General features: G+C 68.0%; 12 protein-coding genes. 5 read left to right on the top strand and 7 right to left on the bottom strand.

Annotated features, from left to right (window positions below; translation table 11 throughout):
* Positions 1-26 precede the first annotated feature (26 nt).
* From RSD66_RS01710 to RSD66_RS01695, 4 genes are all read left to right on the top strand, one after another.
* Positions 27-3,296, top strand: coding sequence for an efflux RND transporter permease subunit (locus RSD66_RS01710; protein WP_415288764.1), 3,270 nt, complete (start codon positions 27-29; stop codon positions 3,294-3,296).
* Positions 3,297-4,736 carry an efflux transporter outer membrane subunit gene (locus RSD66_RS01705; RefSeq protein ID WP_415288763.1) on the top strand — a complete coding sequence of 480 codons (1,440 nt, stop codon included), beginning with the start codon at positions 3,297-3,299 and terminating at the stop codon, positions 4,734-4,736.
* 188 nt (positions 4,737-4,924) lie between these two features.
* Positions 4,925-6,094, top strand: a complete 1,170-nt coding sequence (proB, locus tag RSD66_RS01700) for a glutamate 5-kinase (protein ID WP_415288762.1) — start codon at positions 4,925-4,927, stop codon at positions 6,092-6,094.
* Positions 6,091-7,353, top strand: a complete 1,263-nt coding sequence (locus RSD66_RS01695) for a glutamate-5-semialdehyde dehydrogenase (protein WP_415288761.1) — start codon at positions 6,091-6,093, stop codon at positions 7,351-7,353. Before proB ends, RSD66_RS01695 begins: the two co-directional genes overlap by 4 nt.
* Before the next feature lie 157 nt (positions 7,354-7,510).
* Here the strand turns inward: RSD66_RS01695 and RSD66_RS01690 are convergent, their stop codons facing one another.
* Together RSD66_RS01690 and RSD66_RS01685 are read right to left on the bottom strand one after the other, a co-directional pair.
* A complete protein-coding gene (locus RSD66_RS01690; protein WP_415288760.1) occupies positions 7,511-9,952 on the bottom strand; it encodes a membrane-bound PQQ-dependent dehydrogenase, glucose/quinate/shikimate family in 2,442 nt (813 codons plus the stop codon).
* A 192-nt stretch (positions 9,953-10,144) separates the two neighbouring features.
* Positions 10,145-10,750: a TetR/AcrR family transcriptional regulator gene (locus RSD66_RS01685; protein ID WP_051130257.1), complete on the bottom strand. Its 606-nt coding sequence runs from the start codon at positions 10,748-10,750 to the stop codon at positions 10,145-10,147.
* Between the two features lie 485 nt (positions 10,751-11,235).
* Here RSD66_RS01685 and RSD66_RS01680 point away from each other — a divergent pair, with 485 nt between their 5' ends.
* Entirely contained in the window at positions 11,236-13,362 is a 2,127-nt protein-coding gene (locus RSD66_RS01680) for a M13 family metallopeptidase (protein WP_024354223.1), read from the top strand.
* A gap of 353 nt (positions 13,363-13,715) precedes the next feature.
* Here the strand turns inward: RSD66_RS01680 and hisS are convergent, their stop codons facing one another.
* The 5 genes from hisS to RSD66_RS01655 form a co-directional block, all read right to left on the bottom strand.
* Positions 13,716-15,188, bottom strand: coding sequence for a histidine--tRNA ligase (hisS, locus tag RSD66_RS01675; RefSeq protein WP_415288759.1), 1,473 nt, complete (start codon positions 15,186-15,188; stop codon positions 13,716-13,718).
* Positions 15,189-15,258: 70 nt separating this feature from the next.
* Entirely contained in the window at positions 15,259-16,479 is a 1,221-nt protein-coding gene (locus tag RSD66_RS01670) for a DUF418 domain-containing protein (RefSeq protein WP_415288758.1), read from the bottom strand.
* 62 nt (positions 16,480-16,541) lie between these two features.
* A complete protein-coding gene (locus tag RSD66_RS01665; protein ID WP_415288757.1) occupies positions 16,542-17,108 on the bottom strand; it encodes a hypothetical protein in 567 nt (188 codons plus the stop codon).
* The gene (locus tag RSD66_RS01660; RefSeq protein WP_024354227.1) at positions 17,108-17,986 is read right to left on the bottom strand and encodes a 3-hydroxybutyryl-CoA dehydrogenase; all 879 of its coding nucleotides are present in this window, start codon (positions 17,984-17,986) and stop codon (positions 17,108-17,110) included. The genes RSD66_RS01665 and RSD66_RS01660 overlap by 1 nt, the downstream gene beginning before the upstream one ends.
* A 149-nt stretch (positions 17,987-18,135) precedes the next feature.
* Positions 18,136-18,441 carry a YggT family protein gene (locus RSD66_RS01655; RefSeq protein WP_003168329.1) on the bottom strand — a complete coding sequence of 102 codons (306 nt, stop codon included), beginning with the start codon at positions 18,439-18,441 and terminating at the stop codon, positions 18,136-18,138.
* Between the last annotated feature and the right edge of the window lie 14 nt (positions 18,442-18,455).

Raw genomic sequence — 18,455 nt, 5'->3', positions numbered from 1 at the left:
GAGGCTCACGGGCCGGAACCTGATTCATGAACATCTCCCGCTTCTTCATCGACCGACCGATCTTCGCGATCGTGATCTCGGTCTTCATCACCCTGGTCGGCGCCTTCGCCATGCCGATGCTGCCGTTGGCGCAGTATCCGGACATCGCCCCGCCGACGATCAGCGTGACCGCCTCCTACGCCGGCGCCTCGGCTGAAACCCTGTCCGAAACGGTCGCCGCGCCGCTCGAACAGGAGATCAACGGCGTCGAGAACATGCTCTACATGACCTCGTCGTCCACCTCGGACGGCCGGGTCAGCGTGACCGTGACCTTCCAGCCCGGCACCGACCTCGACACCGCCCAGGTGCTGGTTCAGAATCGGGTCGCCCTGGCCGAGCCGCGCCTGCCGGCGCAGGTCCGTCAGGTCGGCGTGGTCGTCAACAAGGAGTCGACCGGCTTCCTGATGCTGGCCTCGCTGACGTCCGACGATCCCGGCATCGACAGCGACTATCTGGGCAATCTGGCCCAGTCGACGATCCGCGACCGCCTGCTGCGGATCGACGGCGTCGGCGGCGTCCAGGTCTTCGGCGGCGGCAACTACGCCATGCGGATCTGGATCGATCCGGCCAAGGCCGCCGCACGCGACCTGACCGCGCCCGAGATCATCGCCGCCCTGCAGGCCCAGAACGTTCAGGCCGCAGGCGGGTCGATCGGCCAGCCTCCCTTCCCGACCAACGCCGCCGCCTTCGAGCTGCCGGTTCAGGTTGAGGGCCGTCTGGCGGCGCCGGAAGAATTCGGCAAGGTGGTGCTCAAGACCGATGCTCAGGGCCGCGTGACCCGCGTCAGCGATATCGCCCGCGTCGAGCTCGGCTCGGAAATCTACGGCGTCGAAGGCTATTTCAACGGCCAGCGCGGCGTTGGCGTCGCCATCATCCAGCAGCCCGGCTCCAACGCCCTGTCGACGGCCAACAAGGTCATCGCAGAGCTGGACGCCATCAAGGCCGACTTCCCGCCGGGCGTGAAATACGCCATCCCCTATAACCCGACGGAATACGTCGCCGCCTCGGTCTCGGCCGTTGAGCACGTGCTGATCGAAGCCGTCTTCCTGGTGATGATCGTCATCCTGGTCTTCCTGCAGACCTGGCGCGCGGCCATCATCCCGATCCTGGCCATCCCGGTCGCCCTGGTCGGCACCTTCGCGGTGCAGCTGGCCCTGGGCTATTCGATCAACTCCCTGTCGCTGTTCGCCCTGGTTCTGGCCGTCGGCATCGTCGTCGACGACGCCATCATCGTGGTCGAGAACGTCGAGCGCTACATCCGCGAGGGCCTGACGCCCAAGGAAGCGGCCTATCGGTCGATGCAGGAAGTGTCGGGCGCCCTGGTCGCCATCTCCCTGGTGCTGACCTCGGTGTTCGTGCCGACCGCCTTCGTGCCCGGCATCCCCGGCATCTTCTTCCGCCAGTTCGCGGTCACCATCGCCTCGGCGACGCTGATCTCCCTGCTGGTGTCGCTGACGCTGTCTCCCGCCCTGTCGGCCCTGCTGCTCAAGCCGCACAAGGACCACGACGAGAGCCGCAAGCCGGGCCTGATCGGCACGATCACCTATTACCTCGGCTGGGCCGGGGCCAAGTTCAACGAAGGCTTCGACTGGGTGTCGGACCGCTACGGCCGCATGACCGGCCGGCTGATCCGCATGGTCACGGTCATGCTGGTCATCTACGCCGCCCTGCTGGCCCTGACCGGCTGGCGCATGGCCGACACGCCCACCGGCTTCATCCCGGCCCAGGATCAGGGCATCCTGATCGGCGTCGTCCAGCTTCCGCCGGGCGCCTCGCTGGAACGCACCAAGGCCGCCATGAACAAGGCGGTCGACATTGTCCGCAAGGCCGATGGCGTTCAGGAAGTCACCGCCTTCGCCGGTCTGGACGGCTCCAGCTTCTCCATGTCGTCCAACGCCGCGACCATGTTCATCAAGCTGAACGACTACGACCAGCGCACCACGCCCGCGCTGGAGGCCTCGGCCCTGGCCGGCGCGCTCAGCGGCGCGACCGGCGTCATCGAGGAAGCCAGCATCTTCATGCTGTCGCCCCCGCCCGTTCAGGGCCTGGGCACCGGCTCGGGCTTCAAGATGATGATCCAGGACCGTTCGGGTTCGGGCTTCAAGGCTCTGGAGGGCGCGACCTTCGCCATGATGGGCGCCGCCGCCCAGATGCCGGACGAGGTCCAGCAGGTGTTCAGCCTCTACAACACCGGCTCGCCGCGCATCGCCGCCAGCGTCGATCGCGACAAGGCCCTGCTGATGGGGGTCCAGCCGTCGACCGTGTTCAGCACCCTGGGCACCTACCTCGGCTCGACCTACGTCAACGACTTCAACTTCCTGGGCCGCACCTTCCGCGTCACCGCCCAGGCCGAGCCCGCCTATCGCGACGAACTGGCCGACATCGCCAACCTGAAGGTCCGTTCGGCCTCGGGCGGCATGGTGCCGATCGGTTCGGTGGCGACCCTGGCCGACGACTCCGGCCCGGCGCGCGTGGTCCGCTACAACCTGTTCCCGGCTTCGGAACTACAGGGTGAAGCGGCGCCGGGCGTGTCTACCGGCGACGCCATCGCCGCGATGGAGGAACTGGCCGCCAAGACCCTGCCCGAGGGCTTCGGCTACGAATGGACCGAACTGGCCCTCCAGGAGAAGGCGGCGGCCGGCGGCTCGACCATCATCTTCCTGATGGCGGTGGTGTTCGTCTTCCTGGTGCTGGCCGCCAACTATGAGGCCTTCACCCTGCCGCTGGCGGTCATCCTGATCGTGCCCATGTGTATCCTGGCGGCCATCCTGGGGGTGAACCTGCATGGTCTGGACAACAACATCCTGACCCAGGTCGGTCTGGTGGTCCTGATCGCGCTGGCGGCCAAGAACGCCATCCTGATCGTGGAGTTCGCCAAACAGGCCGAGGACAACGAAGGCCTCGACCGCTGGCAGGCCGCTGTTCAGGCCGCCCGTCAGCGCCTGCGCCCGATCCTGATGACCTCGTTCGCCTTTATCTTCGGCGTGCTGCCTCTGGCCATCGCCTCGGGCCCCGGCTCGGAGATGCAGAACGCCCTGGGCATCGCGGTCGTCTATGGAATGCTGGGGGTGACCTTCTTCGGTCTGATCTTCACCCCGGTCTTCTACGTCATCTGTCGCTGGGTGGCGGGCAAGCTGCCCAAGGCGCCGGGCAAGGAGCGCGAGCTCCCCACCAGCTTCGGCTCCACGCCGCACGACCCCTTTGACCCCGACGGCCCGGAACCGGCTCCCGCCGCTCCGCGCCAGGGAGATGCGTAAATGAACGGCAAACTCCGCACTCTGCTGACCGCCGCGGGGTCGGCCGCCCTGCTCGCCGCCTGCGCGGTGGGTCCCAGGGCGCCGCTCCCGACGATCCCGGCCGAAGGCCAGGGCGCCTTCATCGGCTCGCAGTCCGCCTCGGTTTCGACCGAGGCGGCCCGCGACGACTGGTGGCGGCTGTATCAGGACCCGACGCTGGACGGTCTGATCCAGCAGGCCCTGACCGAGAACAACGAGTTGGAGGCGGCCGCGGCCAATCTGCGCGCCGTCCGGGCCTCGCTGTCCGAAGCCCGCTCGGGCCGGTTCCCGACCACCACGGCCTCGGCCGCCTATAACCGCAGCCGGGCCTCGACCGACACCGTACCCACGGCCAACGGCGCCAAGCTGCCGGAAGTCGACACCTATGATGTCGGTCTGGACGTGGCCTATGAGATCGACCTGTTCGGTCGGGTGGAATCCTCCATCCGCGCCGCGCGGGGCGACGTGGCCGCCGCCGCCGCCGCGCTTGAAGTCGTGCGGGTGACCGTCGCCGCCGAAACGGCCCGGGCCTACGCCGACACCTGCTCGGCCAACGCCCAGATCGCCGTGGCCGAGCGGACCATCGACCTGCAGACCCAGACCGTCGACCTGACCCAGCGTCTGCTGGACGGGGGGGCCGGCAACGGTCTGGACGTCGCCCGCGCCCGCGCCGCGCTGGAACAGACTCGCGCCAGCCTGCCGCCTCTGCGGGCGGCGCGCGACGGCGCCCTGTTCCGCCTCGCCACGCTGACCGGCCGCACCCCTGCCGAGGCCAGCGATGCGGCCCGCGCCTGCCAGTCGCCGCCGCAACTGTCGCAGCCGATCCCGGTCGGAGACGGAGCCGCCCTTCTGGCGCGTCGTCCCGACGTGCGTCAGGCGGAAGCCCGCCTGTCGGCCGCCGCCGCCCGCGTCAATGTCGCCACCGCCGGCCTTTATCCCAGCATCCGTCTGGGCGGGTCGCTGGGCTCGACGGCGCTCGACGCCTCGGATCTGGGCGAGAGCGCCAATATGCGCTTCAGCGTCGGCCCGCTGATCTCCTGGTCCTTCCCCAACGTCTGGGCGGCCCGGGCGCGGATCAAACAGGCGGGCGCCCAGTCGGACGCGGCCCTGGCGACCTTCGACCAGACCGTGCTGACGGCGCTGCAGGAGACCGAGACAGCGCTCAGCGCCTACGCCAACGAACTGGACCGCCGCACGGCCCTGCGCACAGCACGGGATCAGGCGGCCACGGCGGCGCGCCTGTCGCGCCTGCGCTTCGACGCGGGCGCCGACAGCTTCCTGACGGTGCTGGACGCCGAGAGGACCCTGGCCGGCGCCGACGCCGCCCTGGCCGCCTCGGAAGCCCAGGTCACCACCTACCAGATCGGCCTGTTCAAGGCCCTGGCGGGCGGTTGGGAACAGGCTCCCGATCCCGAAGCCTGACCTTCAGCCTCAAGCTGAAACTGAGACGCCCGGCCGGTTCGCCCGCCGGGCGTTTTCTTTGGCGCTTCTTCTGACCGCTCATGCTCCAGAAGAATATCCTTCTGATTAGAGCTGAAACCACACCATCACCCTGAACAATCATCGCCTGCAGCATGGCTCAAGCGATGATCTTGCGATAGGGAGGCTGGGTGACCGCCTCCGCCGCCCTCCCCGAAGCCCTTGAGGCCGCCGCCTCGCCTGCCGCCGCCCTGGCCCAGGCGCGCCGGGTGGTGGTCAAGATCGGTTCGTCCCTGCTGTTCGACGCCGATCGACGCGCCGTCGCCGCCGACTGGCTGGCCAGCCTGTCCGCGGACATCGCCGCATTGCGTCGACAGGGGCGCGAGGCGATCGTCGTTTCCTCCGGCGCCGTGGCTCTGGGGCGCGGACGGCTGAACCTGTTTACCAGCCGCCTTCAGGACAAACAGGCCGCCGCCGCCGTGGGCCAGTCCCTGCTGATGCACGCCTGGGAAGAGGCCCTGGCCCCCCACGGACTGATGGCGGGACAGGTGCTGCTGACCCGCGACGACACCGAGCGGCGGCGCCGCTGGCTCAACGGCCGCGCGACGCTGGAGGCCCTGCTGGCCCACGGCGTCGTCCCTGTGGTCAATGAGAACGACACCGTCGCCACCGAAGAGATCCGCTACGGCGACAACGACCGCCTGGCCGCGCGCGCGGCGCAACTCGGCCGGGCCGATCTGCTGATCCTGCTGTCCGACGTGGACGGCCTCTACACCGCTGATCCGCGCCGCGATCCGGACGCCCGTCACCTGCCGCTGATCGAGCGTCTGACGCCTGAAGTGCTGTCGATGGCGTCAGGCGCCAACACACAGGCCGGGGTCGGCACGGGCGGCATGGCGACCAAGCTGGCGGCGGCCCAGATCGCCGCCTCGGCCGGTTGCGCCACCGTCATCGCCTCGGGCTTGACCGACTACCCGTTGAGGGCGGTGCTGGACGGCGCCCGCGCCAGCCTGATCCTGGCGCCCGCCACCCCTCTGGCCGCGTGGAAACAATGGATCGCCGGCAGCGTGGCGCCCGGCGGCGCCCTGACGCTGGACGCGGGTGCCGTCGCCGCCCTGCGTGCCGGGAAGAGCCTGCTGCCCTCCGGCGTCTTCGCCGTCAGCGGCGACTTCGGCAAGGGCGACAGCGTGCGCCTGACCGGCCCCGACGGCGCGCGACTGGGCGTCGGTCTGGCGTCCTATGCGGCCGATGAGATCGCCCTGATCCGCGGCCGCCATTCCGACGCGATCGAAAGCCTGCTGGGCTATCGCGGCCCCTCGGTCGTCATCCACCGCGACGATCTGGTTCTGGAGGACCGATGAGCGACCTCGACGCCGCCATGCTGGATATGGGCCGCCGCGCCCGCGCCGCCGCCGACGCCCTGCGCGCCACGACGCCGGACGCCCGTACTGACGCGCTCCATCGGCTCGCCAGCGGCTTGCGCGCCGCCGAGGCCGACATCCTGTCCGCCAACGCCCGAGACGTGGCCCGCGCTCGCGACGGCGGCCTGTCCGAGGCTCTGATCGACCGTCTGGCCCTGACGCCTGCTCGCATCGAGGGCATGGCCGTCGCCGTCGAGACCATCGCCGCCCAGCCCGATCCCGTCGGCGCCCAAATGGCCCGCTGGACCCCGCCCAACGGTCTGGACATCGCCCGCGTCCGCACCCCCATCGGCGTGCTGGCCGTCATCTATGAGAGCCGCCCGAACGTCACCGCCGACGCCGCCGCCCTGTGCCTGCGCTCGGGCAATGCCGCAATTCTGCGCTGCGGCTCGGACTGCCTCGACTCCTCGCGCGCCATCGCCGCCGTCGTCGCCCGCGCCGTGAGCGAAGCGGGCCTGCCCGCCAATGCGATCCAGCTGGTCCCTGTCCCCGACCGGGAGGCCGTCGGCGCCATCCTCTCAGGCCTGAACGGCGCCATCGACCTGATCATCCCGCGCGGCGGCAAAAGTCTGGTCGCCCGCGTCCAGTCAGAAGCCAAGGCGCCCGTGCTCGGCCACCTTGAGGGCCTGTGCCACACCTATCTGGACGCCGCCGCCGATCTGGACGTCGCCCGCCGCGTGACCCTGAACGCCAAGATGCGCCGCGTCTCAGTGTGCGGCGCGACCGAAACCCTGCTGGTCGACCGCGCGGCGGCCGGGCGCCTGCTGCCCGCTGTGGCCGCCGACCTGATCGCCGCCGGATGCGAATTGCGCGGCGACGTCAAAGCCTGCGCCCTGGTCCCCGGCATGGCCCAGGCTGTCGAGGCCGACTGGACCACCGAATACCTGGCCCCCGTCCTGTCGGTGCGCGTGGTGGAAGGCGTGGACGGCGCGGTCGCGCACATCCGCGCTTACGGCTCGGGCCACACCGAGGCCATCGTCACCACCGACGAAAAGGCGGCGGAACGCTTCGCCGAGGGCGTAGACAGCGCCATCGTCCTGATCAACGCCTCGACCCAGTTCGCCGACGGCGGAGAGTTCGGCTTCGGCGGCGAGATCGGCATCTCGACCTCAAAGCTGCATGCGCGCGGGCCAGTCGGGGCGGAGCAGCTGACCACCTACAAATATGTGGTGCGCGGCGAAGGCCAGACGCGGCCGTAATGCATCTTATCCCTCCCCTTCATGGGGAGGGTGGTCGACGCGAAGCGGAGACCGGGTGGGGAGGGCCAGCTTCAAGCGGTTCACTCGCCGCCCCCACCCGGCTTCGGCCTGACGGCCTCAGCCACCCTCCCCATGAAGGGGAGGGAGAGGCGCGCGCCTATTTCTTCTCAGGGAGCGCATAAGCGATCACATAATCCCCGCGCGGCGTCTCCATAAAGTGATGCCCGCCGGCCATGATGACCAGATACTGGCGGCCGTTCTGCTCATAGATCATCGGATTGGCCTGACCGCCTGCCGGAAGCACGTCCGACCACACCGTCTTGCCGGTCTCGATGTCGATGGCCCGGATCAGATCGTCCGTCGCGGCGGCGATGAAGATCAGCCCGCCCGCTGTCACCGCCGAGCCGCCGTTGTTCGGCGTGCCGATCTCCAGCGGCAGCATGGAGGGGATGCCGAACGGTCCGTTCTTCCTCGCGGTGCCGAACGGACGATCCCACAGGGTGCGGCCGCTCTTCAGATCGATGGCTCGCATCCCGCCATAGGGGGGCTGTTTGCACAGCAGGCCGGTAAACTTGACCCGCCAGCCCGCATTGACGTCGATAGCGTAGGGTACGCCCATCTGCGGATCGCCCGCCCCCTCGGCCTTGGACTTCGACAGATTGCCGCCGCGGTTGGCCGCCTCCTTCTCGCGCTCGATGTAGCGAGGGTCGTCGCGCGGGAACCAGCCCAGACGGTCGGCCTCGGCGCGGGGCACCAGGCGGTTGTGATTGGGCATGTCGTTGTAGTTGGCGACGATCACGCCGCGCGCCGGATCGACCGCCACCCCGCCCCAGTCCGAGCCGCCGTTGTAGCCCGGGTACTGGATCCAGTAGCGGTCCGCCGTCGGCGGGGTGAAGTAGCCGTCATAGGCCGCCTGACGGAACTGGATGCGGCAGACCATCTGGTCGATCGGCGACATGCCCCACATGTCCCGCTCGGTCAGGTCGGCCTTTCTCAGCGTGTGGAACAGGGAGAAGGGCTGGGTCGGGCTGCGCTGCGACGGCTCGACGCCGCCCTGCGGCACGCGGCGCTCCTCCACCTTGTGCAGCGGCTGGCCGGTGCGGCGGTCCAGAATGTAGAGATCGCCCTGTTTGGACGGCAGGATCACCGCCGGAACCATGGTCCCGTTGACCGGCATGTCGACCAGAGTCGCCTGCGAGCCGAGGTCATAGTCCCAGACGTCCTTGCGCACCGTCTGGAAATGCCAGCGCGGCTTGCCCGTGGTCACGTCCAGCGCGACCAGAGAGGTCGAATATTCATTCTCCGCCGGACGGCGCAGTCCGGAATAATAGTCGGCCGAGGAGTTGCCCATCGGCAGGAAAACCAGGCCGAGCGCCTCATCGGCTGTCGCCGTGGTCCACATGTTCGGCGTGCCGGGCGTATAGGTCTCGCCCTCGGGCGGCAGGGTCGTGATATCCGGACGCATCATGTCCCAGGCGAAACGCAGTTCGCCCGTCATGGCGTCGAAGCCCTGAATGACGCCCGAGGCGTTCCAGCGTTTCTGACCGTCCAGCACCTGATGGCCGGTCACCACCACCCCGCGCACGATCACCGGCGCCGAGGTGATCGACACCATGCCCGGATAGGGGTCGCCCATACCGTGCTTGATGCTGACCTCGCCGTTGGTTCCGAACCCGGCGCAGGGCGCGCCCGTGCGGGCGTCCACGGCCACCAGGCGTCCGTCCAGCGTGCCCTCTATGATGCGCGTCGCGCAGGGCTGGGCCGCGTCGACATTGGGCGCGGCGTAATAGGTCACGCCGCGGCAGGCGGCGGTATAGGGAATCTGGTCGTCGGCGACCTTGGGGTCATAGGTCCACTTCTGCTTGCCCGTCGCCGCATCGACCGCGAACAGCCGGTTGCGGGCCGAGCATAGATACAGGGTGTCGCCGACCTTCAGCGGGGTCGTCTCGGCGCCCCAGCGCTCATCCGGCAGGTCGCCGGTGCGGAAGGTCCAGGCGCGCTGCAAGCCCTTCACATTGTCCTTGGTGATCTGGTTCAGCGGCGAATAGCGCTGGGCGCTGTCCGAACCGCCCCAGGCGGGCCAGTCGGCGCCGACCTTCAGCACCGCCGGGTCGCCCGCGCCGCCGCTCGCCGCGCCGGGCACGGGGCTCAACACCCTGGCCTTGTTGGCCTGAGCCACCACCACGCCGGAAATCAGGCCGAAAACGACGATGGCCGCCAGTCCGCTGAGCACCAGTCGGCCGCCGCCTCCGTCGCGCTTCAGCACCGGAAGGCTGAAGACCACGGCGATCAGCAGCACCAGCGGCGCCACGACGCGCGGCACCAGGGCCCAGCCGTTCAACCCGACCTCCCACAGCGCCCAGACGACGGTGCCGATGAAGATGGCGACATAGAGCCAGGCGCCCACGGGTCTGAGCAGGGCCAAAAGTCCGCCCGACACGATCATCAACAGGCCGACGATCAGATAATAGGCCGATCCGCCCAGCATGATCAGCTGACCCCCGCCTATGGTCAGCGTCAGTCCGATCAGGGCGATGACAATGCCCAGAAGCCTTACCAGGACGCTTCCGAATCCGCGTCCACGCTCGATGGATGGCATCTCGCCCCTCCTGTTCCCGCAGCTTGGCCTTGAAAGGACGCAACACGCGAACAGCCGCGACGTTCCGTCGCGCCGACAGGAAGATGAGGGCGCGCCCGACGCCGTCGTTGGCGCGCCTGTCAGTCCACGGATGCAAAAAGGGCCGCTCGCCCGAAGCAAGCGGCCCTTAAGGAGGATCAGAAAGCGTTGAGCTTACTGGCGCGCCATCTGGCTGGACAGGATCAGGTCCAGCTGCTTGCGCATATGAGGAGTCAATTCCTCAACGCCCCAGCCGTCATAGGCGGCGTAGCGGAAGTTGGAGATGAAGGTGTCCCAGATCATGCGCGGCAACAGGGTCTGGTCGATGTCCTGGCGCAGCTCGCCTTCACCCACGGCCGCCTGAAGCAGGTCCTGAATCCACAGCACCAGCGGACCGACGAAGGCGCGCGAGCGCTGATCGGCGTCTTCCGGCTGGAACCAGGAGCGCGCGACCATCGCCTGCATCAGCGGCAGATGCCCCAGCGAGCGATGATAACCGGCCGTCAGAGCGGCGGTCAGGCGATCCGTGACGCGGCCTTCAACGCCCGCAGCGCCGGTCCGCATGTCGTTCAGCAGGCCTTCCATTTCCTCGGAGAAGACCGTCTCGAACAGTTCGGCCTTATCCTGGAAGTTGGCGAAGACCGCGCCGGTCGACATTCCGGCGCCCTTGGCGATGTCGCGGATCGTCGCCGCGTCATAGCCGCGCTCGGCGAAGAGGGTCCGCGCCGCATCCAGCACCTTGAGGCGCGTACGAACCTTCGCCGCCTGGCGGCGATTCATCCGCGGAGGCGCAACGTTTTCGACGGTTTCAGCAAGAGAGGGGGAGGGCACGCGCATAGACAGGTGGCTCTGGGCTTAAATGGGCGGCGCGCTCGCCAATCCAGACCGCGTCGTTCGACCCGGCCCGAACTTTGAAGACGACGGGCGCCCCTGAAACTAAGGGCGAACTTTCATCACCGAACAATGACCAAAATGGGTCGCGGCTGGCAAAAATCTCTGCCCTGCCCTCGCCGGGCAATCAAGAACACTACGCAATTATACGAATAGCCGCGGCGCGATGTTACAAATGACGGGCCTCATCCCAGCGAGACTTTACTCTTACAGACCTCTACTGGAGCGTCGGCAAGTGTCCGGCCGCCGCCGCTGCAGTCCCGCCTTCGCCCTGCCCCTCGCTCTCTGGATGAATTTTTTTTAAGACAGGGCTCCGCGCTTCCGGCCTAGGGTTCGCGCCCGAGGCCCCAGGGGCTGAAAACGAGGAAACATCCATGAAGAAACTGCTTGTCGGCGTAGCCGCTGTCGCCCTTCTGGCGCCCGCCGCCGCCCTGGCGGGCGATGGTCACGACCATGCCTGCATCGACGACGCCTGCACCGTCTTCGAACTGTTCCAGACTCCGGACGCCTCAGGCGGCGCTTCGGGCTGGCAGGGAACCGAAGCGCCCAAATACGGGACCTGGGGCTTCGACCTGACGGGCCGCGACACCTCGGTGAAGCCGGGCGACAGCTTCTTCCGCTACGCCAACGGCGCCGCCTTCGACAAGCTGACCATCCCGTCGGACCGCACCTCCTACGGCTCCTTCGCCCTGCTGCGCGAACTGTCCGACAACCGGATGAAGGAACTGGTGCAAGGCCTGGCGGGCCGCTCTGACCTGACGGCTGGCTCCGACGAGCAGAAGATCGCCGACGCCTACCGTTCCTATATGGACGAGGCGCGCATCGAGGCGCTGGACGCCCAGCCGCTGCAGCCGTTCCTGGCCGCCATCCGCGCCGCCGACACTCATGAGAAGATCGCCGCCTATATGGGCCAGACCCAGGGCCGCGTCGGGTCGTCTCTCTTCGGCACCGGCATCACGATCGACCAGAAGAACCCGACCCGCTACGTCGTGGCTACGGGCCAGTCGGGCCTGGGGCTGCCCAACCGCGACTATTATCTGGACGCCCGCTTCGCCGATAAGAAGGAGAAGTATCAGGCCTATGTCGAGCGAATGCTGACCAATATCGGCTGGAACGATCCCGCCGGTTCGGCCGCCGCCATCGTCGCCCTTGAGGACCAGATCGCCGAAGCCCACTGGACGCCGGTGGAAAGCCGCGACCGCGACAAGACCTATAATGAATACTCGATCCAGACCCTGGCCGCCGACGCGCCGGGCTTCGACTGGAACGGCTATTTCAACGCCGCCGGCCTGGGCTCGATCGACCGCCTGATCGTGCGCCAGAACACGGCTATGCCCAAGATCGCCGCCGTCTTCGCCCAGACGCCGGTCGCGACCCTGCAGGCCTGGCAGGCCTTCCACACCACCGACGATGCGGCGGGCGCCCTGTCCAAGCGCTTCTCCGACGCCCAGTGGGAGTTCCGTTCGCGCGACCTGTCGGGCCAGCCCGAACAGCGCAGCCGTGAAAAGCGCGCCATCAGCTTCGCCGAGGGCGCCCTGGGCGAGGCGGCGGGCCGTCTGTACGTCGCCGAATACTTCCCGGCCGAATCCAAGGCCAAGATGGAAGAACTGGTCGCCAATCTGCGCACCGCCCTGTCGCACCGCATCGACAACCTGACGTGGATGGGCGCCGAGACCAAGGCGGCGGCTCAGGAGAAGCTGCAGAAATTCACCGTCAAGATCGGCTACCCGAACAAATGGCGCGACTATTCGGCGTTGGAGATCAAGGCCGACGACCTGTTCGGCAACAGCCAGCGCATGGGTCAGTTCCAGTGGAACTACCGTCTGTCGCGTCTCGACCAGCCGGTCGACAAGGACGAGTGGGGCATGACCCCGCAGACGGTGAACGCCTATTATAACTCGGCCAATAACGAGATCGTCTTCCCCGCGGCGATCCTGCAGCCGCCCTTCTTCGATCCGGACGCGGACCCGGCCGTCAACTACGGCGGCATCGGCGGCGTGATCGGCCACGAGATCGGCCACGGCTTCGACGATCAGGGCTCCAAGTCCGACGGCGACGGCGTGCTGCGCAACTGGTGGACCGAAGAGGACAAGGCCAACTTCAAGGCCCTGACCACCCGCCTGGGCGCCCAGTATGATGAGTTCGAGCCCCTGCCCGGCTTCCACGTCAACGGCGGCCTGACGATGGGCGAGAACATCGGCGACGCCGCCGGCACGGCGGTGGGCCTGGAGGCCTATCACCTGTCGCTGAACGGCCAGCCGGCGCCGGTTATCGACGGCGTGACGGGCGACCAGCGCTTCTTCTACGGCTGGGCGCAGGTCTGGCAGTCGAAGTACCGCGAGGACGCGCTGAAGAACCAGATCGCCACCGATCCGCACAGCCCGGCCGAGTTCCGCGTCATCGGCCCCGTGCGCAATATCGACGCCTGGTACGAGGCCTTCGGCGTCAAGCCGGGCGACAAATACTACCTGACCCCAGAAGATCGCGTCCGCATCTGGTAAGGACGCCGCCTGCTGAATGAAGAGGGCCGGAGCCGCGACGCTCCGGCCCTTTTTTCATGGACGCCGCACCGCAGTGCGCACATTCTTGAACACTCTTCGATAGTCGTTGAGCTTCAGGCATGAAAAAGCCCGCTGCGGGGGATACATCGCAGCGGGCCTTCACGCTCTCTCAGGAGCGGACGTTTCCTCCCCGAAACGCCTTCAAGATGTCGCTGCGGCTCGCCGCTGCGCCTCTTGAGTGAGACCAAATGACGCCATTGGCCGGGGCGCGTCAACCAAGCGAGCGCCGAAAGCCTACGCTTTTATGACTAAACGCTGATAAGTCACGACGTCGTCATGGATATTATAGAAGGTCATTCGATAATGGAGCGCACCACGGCCACCAGCTGATCGCGCGCCACGGTCTGCTGTCCGGGACGTTCCGCCTTCCAGGCGTCGTTGTCCGCGATGGCGGCGGCGCGGGCGCGTCCTGCGTCCAGATCCTTGATCGTCACCTGACCGGCGGCGATCTCGTCTCCGCCCAGGATGACGGCGGCCGGCGCCCCGCGACGGTCGGCGTACTTCATCTGCGCCTTCATGCCCGCCCGGCCCAGATAGAACTCGGCGGCGATGCCCGCCGCCCGCAGTTCGGACACGGCGTCCAGATAGTGCTGGATGTCGTCCTCGGAGAAGACGATGGCCACCACCGGCCCGCGCGTCGCGTCCTCGGCGCCGCGTCCGGCCGCGCGCAGGGCCGAGGCCAGGCGCGACACGCCGAAGGAGAAGCCCGTCGCCGGCGTCGACTGGCCGGTGAAGCGCGACACAAGATCGTCATAGCGCCCGCCGCCGCCGATCGAGCCGAAGCGCACGGCCCGGCCCTTCTCGTCCTTGGTGTCCAGCAGCAGCTCGGCCTCGAACACCGCGCCGGTGTAGTATTCCAACCCGCGCACGATGGTCGGATCGAAGCGCACGTCGTCCTGCGAAACGCCCATGGCGGTCAGGGCGCGGTCGATGGCGGCCAGTTCCTTGAGCGCCTCTTCGCCCGCGGCGCCCAGGGCCGCGCCCGATACGGCGTCCAGCACGCCAGCACGGCTGAGACCCGGTGCCTCGGCCGAGGCCAGGAAGGCTTCGATCGCGCCGATCACCGAGGCGGGCAGGTTGGCGCCCTTGGTATAGTCGCCGGATTCGTCCAGACGGCCCTCGCCCAGCAGCAGGCGCACGCCCTCGACGCCCAGGCGGTCGTATTTGTCCACAGCGCGCAGGGCGGTCAGGCGCTGCATCGGATCCGTGATCCCGCCCGCGTCGAACAGGCCGTCGAACAGCTTGCGGTTGGAGACGCGGATCACCGCCTGCCCCGCCGCCAGACCCGCCGCGCGCAGACCTTCGCAGCCCATGGCGATGATTTCGGCGTCGGCCTCGGGCCGGTCCGACCCGACAGTGTCGGCGTCGCACTGCCAGAACTCGCGGAAGCGGCCCGGCCCCGGCTTCTCATTACGCCACACCGGCCCATAGGCGTAGCGGCGGAACGGCTTGGGCAAGGTCTCCCAGTTCTGCGCGGCGAAACGGGCCAGCGGCGCCGTGTGGTCGTAGCGCAGAGCCATCCACTGATCGTCATCGTCCTGAAGCGCGAACACGCCCTCGTTCGGACGGTCGGCGTCCGGCAGGAACTTGCCTAGAGCGTTGGCGTATTCGAACGCCGGAGTCTCCAGCGCCTCAAAGCCCCAGCGCTCATAGACCTCGGACACGCGCGCGACGATGCGGCGCTCGGCGGTCAGGTCGCGGCCGCGACGGTCGGCGAACCCACGGGGAGCACGGGCTTCGGGGCGGTTGGAGGCTTCGTCGGTCATGGGGCGGCGATTAAGCCATCAGATAGGCCGCCGCAACTCACAGTCCGTCGGGCGCCGCCCGCATCCGCCCTCAGGCCGTGCGGCGCAGCGGCAGATCCCGACCATAGCTCAGGCGCCGCCACAGCCATTCGAACGGCCCCATGGTGAACTTCGACAGCCACAGCGGCGACCAGATCAGTTGCAGCGCCCAGACGCCGATGACGATGGCCCACTGCATCGGATAGTCGACCTGACCAAACAGGCGCGGTCCCCACGGCATGTAGAAGATTGTCGTCATGATCAGGGTCTGGGTCAGATAGTTGGTGAAGGCCATCCGCCCCACAGGCGCCAGGGCCTTGCGCAGCCAGCCCACCCCGCGCGTCGTCGCCAGGATCAGCGCCGACGCATAGCCCAGGGTGATGATCAGCGGATAGGAACCGACCGCCATCGCCCAACCGCCGGTCGCCTCGACCTCGGCCCCAGCCTGAATCTCCAGCCATTCCAGCACGCCCAGCAGGGCCAGCGCCACAGCCCCGCCCGCCATCAACAGTCCATAGACGCGCATCGACATCCGGCCGTGGAAGAACCCCGCCTTGAACAGGCCCAGACCCAGCATCATCAGCGGAACCGTCGAAAACACATACATCAGCAGGCTCATGCCCTGGCTGATCGCCCACGCCTTCAGATTCTCCAGCGCTGCGCCGGCCCAGCCGCTCTGATAAGCGGCGATGGAGGCGGCCACCGCCCCGTCCGAAGCCCCGCCGCTGCTCATCGCCTCGGGGAAATGCGCCGTCAGCAGCATCAGCCCGGCCTGCAGGGTCGCCAGGGCGACGGTCGCCCCCGCTCCGATCCAGATCAGCCGCCTGGCGGGCATCGACCGCATCATCATCACGAACAGGCCCGACCAGGCGTAGAGCAACAGGATGTCGCCGTACCAGAAGGCCGCGCCGTGGATCAGGCCGAACAGGGCCAGGAACAGCAGGCGGCGACGCAGGACGCGCCCCTTCGCCTCATCGCCCCGCTCGCCGCCGACAAGGAAGATCGAGACGCCGAACAGCATGGAGAACAGGGTGACGAATTTCTGGCGGAAGAAGACGGCGATGATCCATTGCGCCACGCCCGACGCATCCGGCCCCGCCGGAAAGGGCGACTGGCCGCTGGTCATCTCAATCGCCATCATCGGCAAGGCGAAGGCGGCCGCATTGACCGCCAGAATGCCCAGCACCGCGGCGCCGCGCAGCACGTCCAGCGTGACGATCCGCTGGTCCGCCGCCACCGGCTTCGGCTGGGTCATCTCGACCTGGTCTCGCATGCTCGCCCCTGTCCCTGCGTGAAGAGTTCGAGGCTTAGGCGGGACCGCCGCCGCAGTTCACGTTAAATCCCCGTAACGTCCCGCTCTTGCAGCACGCCCATGCGGTTCTTGACGACAGGCGCCGGGACAAAGCCCAGCCAGGCGACGCACAGGCCGCCCCACAGCGCATAGCTGACGCCCACCATGACGGCCAAAGGCAATCCCGCCACGCCATAGATAAGCAGCGCCGTCTCGATCGCCCCCAACCCCTGAACCAGGCTCTGCGACGCAGCGCCCGCCAGGGTCGCCATGATCACAGCCATGATCGCCTGCATCGCCGCCGCCAGCAGGCCGCCGAACACGGTGAAACGGCCCACTACGCCCAGCCGCGTCGACGGACGGCCCGTCCTGGCGTGGCTGTTCAGCAGCAGCCACAGCCCGACCGGCGCCGCGATCAGTCCGACCGCCAGCATCACCAGCCGCCAGTCCGTATCCACGCCCGACCACCAGTTCTCGGGCGGCCAGATGAACAGGGTCAGGATCGCCGGAGGCCAGGCCGCCGCCGCCAGAGCGGCCGGAACCAGGGCGCCCGCGCCGCGCCGCGGCGCCACGCGCTTCAGGCCCGGCAGGGAGGGAAGGGCGCCGGCCATCAGCGGGTCGGAACCGGCGTCTCGCCGGAATAGTCGTAGAAGCCGCGCCCGCTCTTCTTGCCCAGCCAGCCGGCCTCGACATATTTCACCAGCAGCGGGCAGGGCCGGTATTTGCTGTCGGCCAGCCCTTCGTACAGCACGTTCATGATGGCCAGGGCCACGTCCAGCCCCATGAAGTCCGCCAGCTCCAGCGGCCCCATCGGGTGGTTGGCGCCCAGCTTCAGCGCTTTGTCGATCGAGGCCACGTCGCCGACGCCCTCGTACAGCACATAGACCGCCTCATTCATCATCGGCACCAGGATGCGGTTGACGATGAAGGCCGGAAAGTCCTCGGACTCGGTCGTGATCTTGCCGAGGCTCTCGGCGAAGGCGACCGCCGTCTCGAAGGTCGAGGCCGAGGTGGCGATGCCGCGCACCAGTTCGACCAGCTTCATCGTCGGCGCCGGCTTCATGAAGTGCAGGCCGATGAAACGCTCGGGCCGATCCGTCACCGAGGCCAGGCGGGTGATGGAGATCGACGAGGTATTGGACGCCAGCAGCGTATCCGGACCCAGCAGCGGCGTCAGCTCGGTGAAGACGCCCTTCTTGACGGCCTCTTCCTCGGACGCGGCCTCGATGACCAGATCGGCCTTGGCCGCCTCGGCCAGGGTCGCCACGGCGCTGATGCGCTGAAGGGCGGCCTGGGCCTCCGCCTCGGTCGACAGGCCGCGCGTCGCGCGCCGCGCCAGGCTGGCCGCGATCTCGCCCAAGGCCAGAGTCACCCGGCCCGGTGCAATGTCGTACAGCTTCACCTCATAGCCGCCGGCGGCCACCACCTGAGCGATGCCCGAACCCATTTGCCCGGCGCCGATGACGGCGACTGTCCTGATGGTAGTCATGAATTACGCATTGTATACGGTCCGCCAGTGACCTGTCGTCGGCACCTTAGGAGCCCGTTCGCGCCGCGCAAGGGCGGAAATGGGCGCCGGACGCCGAATCCCCGTTCCCGTGGCCCCGGTTCAACGACGTCCCCGCCTCAACTTCAGCCTCAGCCCAGCGACATGATCAGCATCGGCGCGACCGTCCGGTTGAACAACACGCTCAGGAACTGCAACGCCAGCAGGGCGATGATCGGCGTGATGTCGATGCCGCCCAGCGGCGGCACCACCCGCTGGATCGGCCCCAGGATCGGACGCGTCACCGTATCCAGCACATAGGCGATCTGGCCGACGAGGCGGTTGCGCGGATTGACCACGTCGAAGGCGAACAGCCAGCTCAGGATCGCCGAGGCGATGATGCACCAGATCATCAGGGTGACGACGGCGTTCACCAGCCAGACAAGGGCGAAACCCATAAGAAACTCCTGCT

It is taken from the genome of Brevundimonas sp. S1H14 (assembly GCF_047716865.1).
Taxonomy (GTDB): domain Bacteria; phylum Pseudomonadota; class Alphaproteobacteria; order Caulobacterales; family Caulobacteraceae; genus Brevundimonas; species Brevundimonas naejangsanensis.
Note: the sequence above shows the minus strand (reverse complement) of the source record. Positions and strands in the feature narration are given on the sequence as shown.

Excerpts from the sequence above, each read along its gene's own strand:
- RSD66_RS01705 (WP_415288763.1), top strand. The coding sequence starts at position 3,297 with ATGAACGGCAAACTCCGCACTCTGCTGACCGCCGCGGGGTCGGCCGCC.
- RSD66_RS01670 (WP_415288758.1), bottom strand. The coding sequence starts at position 16,479 with ATGCGAGACCAGGTCGAGATGACCCAGCCGAAGCCGGTGGCGGCGGAC.
- RSD66_RS01685 (WP_051130257.1), bottom strand. The coding sequence starts at position 10,750 with ATGAATCGCCGCCAGGCGGCGAAGGTTCGTACGCGCCTCAAGGTGCTG.
- RSD66_RS01660 (WP_024354227.1), bottom strand. The coding sequence starts at position 17,986 with ATGACTACCATCAGGACAGTCGCCGTCATCGGCGCCGGGCAAATGGGT.
- RSD66_RS01655 (WP_003168329.1), bottom strand. The coding sequence starts at position 18,441 with ATGGGTTTCGCCCTTGTCTGGCTGGTGAACGCCGTCGTCACCCTGATG.
- RSD66_RS01690 (WP_415288760.1), bottom strand. The coding sequence starts at position 9,952 with ATGCCATCCATCGAGCGTGGACGCGGATTCGGAAGCGTCCTGGTAAGG.
- RSD66_RS01710 (WP_415288764.1), top strand. The coding sequence starts at position 27 with ATGAACATCTCCCGCTTCTTCATCGACCGACCGATCTTCGCGATCGTG.
- RSD66_RS01680 (WP_024354223.1), top strand. The coding sequence starts at position 11,236 with ATGAAGAAACTGCTTGTCGGCGTAGCCGCTGTCGCCCTTCTGGCGCCC.
- RSD66_RS01665 (WP_415288757.1), bottom strand. The coding sequence starts at position 17,108 with ATGGCCGGCGCCCTTCCCTCCCTGCCGGGCCTGAAGCGCGTGGCGCCG.
- RSD66_RS01695 (WP_415288761.1), top strand. The coding sequence starts at position 6,091 with ATGAGCGACCTCGACGCCGCCATGCTGGATATGGGCCGCCGCGCCCGC.
- hisS (WP_415288759.1), bottom strand. The coding sequence starts at position 15,188 with ATGACCGACGAAGCCTCCAACCGCCCCGAAGCCCGTGCTCCCCGTGGG.